This is a genomic window from Luteibacter sp. (genome assembly GCF_051958795.1).
Classification (GTDB): domain Bacteria; phylum Pseudomonadota; class Gammaproteobacteria; order Xanthomonadales; family Rhodanobacteraceae; genus Luteibacter.
Window position 1 is genome coordinate 1 of record NZ_JBQCFT010000147.1, and the last position, 4,957, is coordinate 4,957.

At 67.8% G+C, this 4,957-nt stretch carries 5 protein-coding genes; 2 read left to right on the forward strand and 3 right to left on the reverse strand.

The genetic code is table 11. The features are described 5' to 3' along the window. From ACTHLF_RS07975 to ACTHLF_RS07985, 3 genes are all read right to left on the reverse strand, one after another. A partial coding sequence (locus ACTHLF_RS07975; protein ID WP_440326384.1) for a phosphoketolase occupies window positions 1–1,597 on the reverse strand: 1,597 nt, incomplete at its 3' end. 78 nt (window positions 1,598–1,675) lie between these two features. Continuing rightward, window positions 1,676–2,548, reverse strand: coding sequence for a restriction endonuclease (locus tag ACTHLF_RS07980; protein ID WP_440326386.1), 873 nt, complete (start codon window positions 2,546–2,548; stop codon window positions 1,676–1,678). Window positions 2,549–2,596: 48 nt separating this feature from the next. Next, a complete protein-coding gene (locus tag ACTHLF_RS07985; RefSeq protein WP_440326388.1) occupies window positions 2,597–2,761 on the reverse strand; it encodes a hypothetical protein in 165 nt (54 codons plus the stop codon). 243 nt (window positions 2,762–3,004) lie between these two features. Between ACTHLF_RS07985 and ACTHLF_RS07990 the strand changes: the two genes are divergently transcribed. Continuing rightward, entirely contained in the window at window positions 3,005–4,132 is a 1,128-nt protein-coding gene (locus ACTHLF_RS07990; protein WP_440326390.1) for an FAD-dependent oxidoreductase, read from the forward strand. A gap of 126 nt (window positions 4,133–4,258) precedes the next feature. Continuing rightward, entirely contained in the window at window positions 4,259–4,783 is a 525-nt protein-coding gene (locus tag ACTHLF_RS07995; protein WP_440326391.1) for a hypothetical protein, read from the forward strand. Window positions 4,784–4,957: the final 174 nt, after the last annotated feature.

The window sequence follows — 4,957 nt, forward strand, 5'->3', positions numbered from 1 at the left end:
AGAAGCCGTTGTGGTCCTGGTGCCACACGTGCGAACTCAACAGGTAATTCAGCGAAGCGATCGGAGGACGCCACTCCATCTTCCGCGTGGTCTTCAGCCACTTCGCATGCTGGTTGAACATGGAATCGATGATGTGGATGAAGGCCTCATAGCAGGAGAAGAAGCCATGGCGCCCGGTGAGCAGATAACCCTCGAGCCAGCCCTGGCACTGGTGCTCGCTCAGCACCTCCATCACCCGCCCATCGGGGGCGAGATCCATGTCGACGCCCTCGTATTCGGCCAGCCAGGTTTTCGGGCTCGCTTCATAGATCGCTTCGAGACGGTTCGATGCGGTTTCGTCGGGGCCGAACACACGGAACGTATGCATGTTCTGGCGCATCACCTCGCGCAGGAAGCGCCCGAGGACGCGCGTCGCTTCGGCCTTGTGGTCGCCAGGTGTCTTCACGTCTTCGGCGAACGGCGCGAAGTGCGGCATGTGCAGCGGCTTCAGCAGCAGCCCGCCGTTCGCGTGCGGGTTCATGCCCATGCGCCGCTGGCCCTTCGGCGCAAGCGAGGCGAACTCTTCGCGGAAGCGGCCTTCCTCATCGAACAGCTCGTGCGCGTCGTAGCTCTTCATCCAGTCTTCGAGCTGCTGCACATGCTCGTCCTTGTCGAAGTTCGACAGCGGCACCTGGTGCGCGCGCCAGGTGCCTTCCACGGGCTTGCCATCCACCTCCTTCGGGCCGGTCCAGCCCTTGGGGCTGCGCAGGACGATCATCGGCCAGCGCGGGCGCCGCGCGTTGTCGGCGCTCTCTTCGCGTGCTTCCTTCTGGATCCGGCGGATCTCATCCAGGCAGGCATCCAGCGCCGCGGCGAACGCCTGGTGCATCTTCTCAGGCTCGTGGCCTTCGACGAAGTGTGGCTCGTAGCCGTAGCCGCGCATCAGGTCACGCAGTTCATCGGGCTCGATGCGCGCGAGCACGGTAGGGTTCGCGATCTTGAAGCCGTTGAGGTGCAGGATCGGCAGCACCGCGCCATCACGCACGGGGTTGAGGAACTTGTTCGAGTGCCAGCTCGTCGCGAGCGCACCGGTCTCCGCTTCGCCATCACCGACGACACAGGCGACGATCAGCTCGGGGTTGTCATACGCTGCGCCGAACGCGTGCGAAAGCGAATAGCCCAGCTCGCCACCTTCATGGATGGAACCCGGCGTTTCCGGCGCGACGTGGCTCGGGATGCCGTACGGCCAGGAGAACTGGCGGAACAGTTCGCGCATGCCTGCCTTGCTGCGATCGATGCGCGGGTAGATCTCGGTGTACGAGCCTTCGAGATAGGTATGCGCGACCGGGCCGGGTCCACCGTGGCCGGGGCCCATCACGTAGATCATGTTGAGGTCGCGCTCGACGATGGCGCGGTTGAGGTGGGTGTAGATGAAATTGAGGCCGGTGGTCGTGCCCCAGTGGCCGAGCAGGCGATGCTTGATGTGCTCGCGTTTCAGCGGCTCGTCGAGCATGGGGTTGTCGCGGAGGTAGATCTGGCCGACGGTGAGGTAGTTGGCGGCGCGCCAGTAGGCATGCATGCGGCGCAGCAGATCGGGATCGAGCGGCGTATCGGTCATGGGGAGGGTCCGGGGAGCGGCAGGATTCGCTGCCCAGCCTAGGCCCGGGGTGATGGCAAACGCGTGAAAGATCGCGCGTTATTGGTACGAACCGACCTCGCGCGTATTGCGCTCCATCACTTTCATGGCGTCTTCCGCTTTCTTGCGGCTCGCCGCGGCGTCCTCAAGGCGCGCGCGCTCGCGCGCGGCAAGCTCGCGGGCGAGGCCATCGCTGGCTGCCGCGTCGGCGGCACGGGCCGACGTCAGCGGGGCGCTGGCCGGGGCCGGCGCGGGCTCGATCACCGGCGGCGGCGTGCGCGCGGGTGCCGGCGCCGCCGAGGCGGTGGAAAGCGGCGAAGCCGATGCGGCGGCCGACGGTGGGGCATCCTCACGCGTGCTCATCGCGCGCCAGCCGAACAGGCCGAGCAGGCCAAGGATGACGACGCCCATGATCGCCGGGACGACCAGGCCGCGGGGGTTGCCCTTCGTGCTGGAACGGCGGCGAGCGGCTGCGGCGGTGCGGGCGACCTTCTCGGCGGGGCGCGTGCCGACCGGCGCGGTGTCGAGATGGTCGGGCAGTTTGAGCATGGCGCGCAGCACCTCGCCATCCACCAGGTGGACGCGCGGCTGGCGCAGCACGGCGTTACGGGCGGCGGGCGTGAACGCACCCCGGGTGACGAGCACACCGCGGCTGGCGGCCTCGTTGAGCATGGCGCTCATGAGCTTCTGGACTTCAGGCAGGTCCACGAAAATCGCGTCCCACTGGCCGCACTGGACGATCGTGCTCTCGCTGCCGCGGAACAGACGCATGTCCAGCCCGGTCTGGCCCAGCGCCTTCAGGTCGTGCGCCGTAAACAGTTCCACACGGTAGCCCTGCGCGCGGTAGTGCTCCGCGAGCAGATGCTCGAAGTCCTGCCAGTTCAGCCGGGTGAGGGCGTCGCCGGGCTCAGGGGCGCGTGCGGAAAAGGCCAAACGAGGATTCCTGCCGGAGGATTGAAAGGCACATCATACACTTAACAGCTATTTGCCGGAAATCGCCTCACCTTCACAGGCTGCCACCATGGCATCAATAGCCCGCTCGATCTCCTCCGGGCGGGCATGCGGATGGACGACCACGCAGACGGCCGCCTTGGCCGTGGCGCGCATCGCGACCGGGCAGCACACCTGGCCATCGCTCGCGCGCATGGCCGGCGGGACGCTCCGGGGCGTGTAGAACTCTCGTGTGAAACGCTGGCCATCCTGGGGGCCACCCGCCATCAGTGAAATCCAGATATGCATCCCGGGACTATCGGCAAGCGCCGGTCGCTCCGTAGAGACAAATTCGGCAGGGTGCACAACCTGCCGACATCGTGCATTGAGACAAACCGGAAGCGCGGGGGTTCCGTACAGTGTCACCGGCCCGATAAAAGCACGGTCGAGAGGGAAGCCATGGTCCGTAATGTCCTCATCTCTGGTGCAGGGGTGGCCGGCCTCGCGGCCGCCTACTGGCTTTCCCGCGAGGGGTTCCGGGTGACCCTGGTCGAACGCGAGCCGGCGCTACGGCGTGGGGGCCAGGCGGTGGATATCCGCGGGAAGGCCCTGGATGTCGTCGCGGCCATGGGCCTGCTCGGGCAGGCGCGCTCCCTGCGCACGCGGTTGAAGGGCATGCAGGTGATCGATGCCGAAGGCCGCGAGCTGTCCCGGACCACCGAACGGACCTTCAGCGCCGGCCGCCTCGACAGCGATGACATCGAGATCTTCCGCGATGACCTGTGCGCCATGCTCGCCGCGGTGCTCGGCGTCGACGTGGAGCAGATCTACGACGAGAGCATCGCCGCCATCCACGATGACGGCATCGCGCCGGAGGTGACGTTCGCGAGCGGCGCGGTCCGCCGCTTCGATCTGGTCATCGGTGCCGATGGCATCTACTCGAAGACGCGCCGGCTCGTGTTTGCCGATGAAGCCGCGGTCGTCCGGCCGCTCGACGTGGTGCTCGCGCTGTTCAGTACGCCCAACCTGCTCGGGCAGGCCGATTGGGAGATCGCGCATCGCAGCGAGACGGCGGGGTTCGTCATCTACCCGAGCCGGGACAAGACGGAACTGCGCGTCGGCGTCGGCTTCGGCACGGACGGCAAGCAGATCGCACGCGATGACACGGCGGCGCAGCGCGAGGAAGTCGCCAGCCGCTGTGCTTCATTCGGTGGCGACATGCCGCGGCTGATCCGGGCGATGCGCGAGGCCAGCGAGTTCTACTACAACGAACTGGCGCAGATCCGCATGCCGGCGTGGTCGAAGGGCTGTGTCGTGCTGGCCGGCGACGCCGCGCATTGCGCCTCGCCGTTTTCGGGGCAGGGCACGAGCCTCGCGCTGGTGGGCGCCTTTGTCCTGGCGCGCGAGCTTGGGCGGAACCGCGAGGACGCCGATGAGGCGTTCGCAGCGTATGAAGCGCGGATGCGCCCCTACGTGCTCATGAACCAGGACATGGTGGACCTGACCCGACAGGGCCCGACTCCCGACGAAATCATGACCCGCGCGAAGAACGGCATCGACCTGGACGACCTGCTGCCGCCGCCCTGACTCCCCTCGGTTCTGCGTTCCACGCCGCAACTCCTGCGCCTGGCAGGCCGGCACGCATTGCCGCGGCTGCCCCCGGCAGGTACATTGCCCGGCTTGTTTTGGGGGAAACCAGGGGTTTTGTACGTGATGAAGTGTTTGCCGGTCGCCGCCGCGGCCCTGTTGCTCGCCGCCTGTGGTGGCAAATCCATGATCGAAGCCGATGCCACCCGCATGGTCGCCGCCAGCCCGGACTCGCCGTGGCTTACGGTTGAGAACAAGGGCGCCACGGTTATCACTGTGAAGGGTCTCGACGCGAAGGCGCTGGTGCAGGTGTCGCCCGATGTGGTCGGCGTCATCCAGGCCCAGCTGCGCACGACGCTGCAGCCGAAGTACTTCACCGACCTGATCATCGGCTGCCGTAATGTGGACGTGGCCGTGGTGGCCACCCCGCAGGCGGATGTGCCGGGTACCGCGATCGACCTGCAGGCGGATTGCCGCATCGTCGCCCGCGGCAAGATCGTGGCGAAGAGCTACCGCGTGAGCCAGGCCCTGCCGCTCAACGCCGCCCAGCCACGCTTCGACACCCAGGTGCCGGCCCTGCTGCAGGCTGCCGCGAAGGACCTGGCCAACCAGCTCTGGACCGACGTCGTCGCGACGGGCGTCCAGCGCTGATCCACGCGCGGCCTCGAGGGCTGATGCTCGCGATAAGTTGTGGGGGGGGGGGGGGGGGGGCGGGGGGGGGGGGGGCGCCGCCCCCCCCCCCCCCCCCCCCCCCCGCCCCCCCCCCGCGGGCCCCGCCGGGCGTGGGGAACCCCCGCCGCGCGCGCGAGGGGGGGGCGCCCACCC

Bases quoted from the DNA above. Each gene is read 5' to 3' on its own strand.
- ACTHLF_RS07995 (WP_440326391.1), top strand. From the start codon at position 4,259: ATGAAGTGTTTGCCGGTCGCCGCCGCGGCCCTGTTGCTCGCCGCCTGT.
- ACTHLF_RS07990 (WP_440326390.1), top strand. From the start codon at position 3,005: ATGGTCCGTAATGTCCTCATCTCTGGTGCAGGGGTGGCCGGCCTCGCG.
- ACTHLF_RS07985 (WP_440326388.1), bottom strand. From the start codon at position 2,761: ATGCGCGCGAGCGATGGCCAGGTGTGCTGCCCGGTCGCGATGCGCGCC.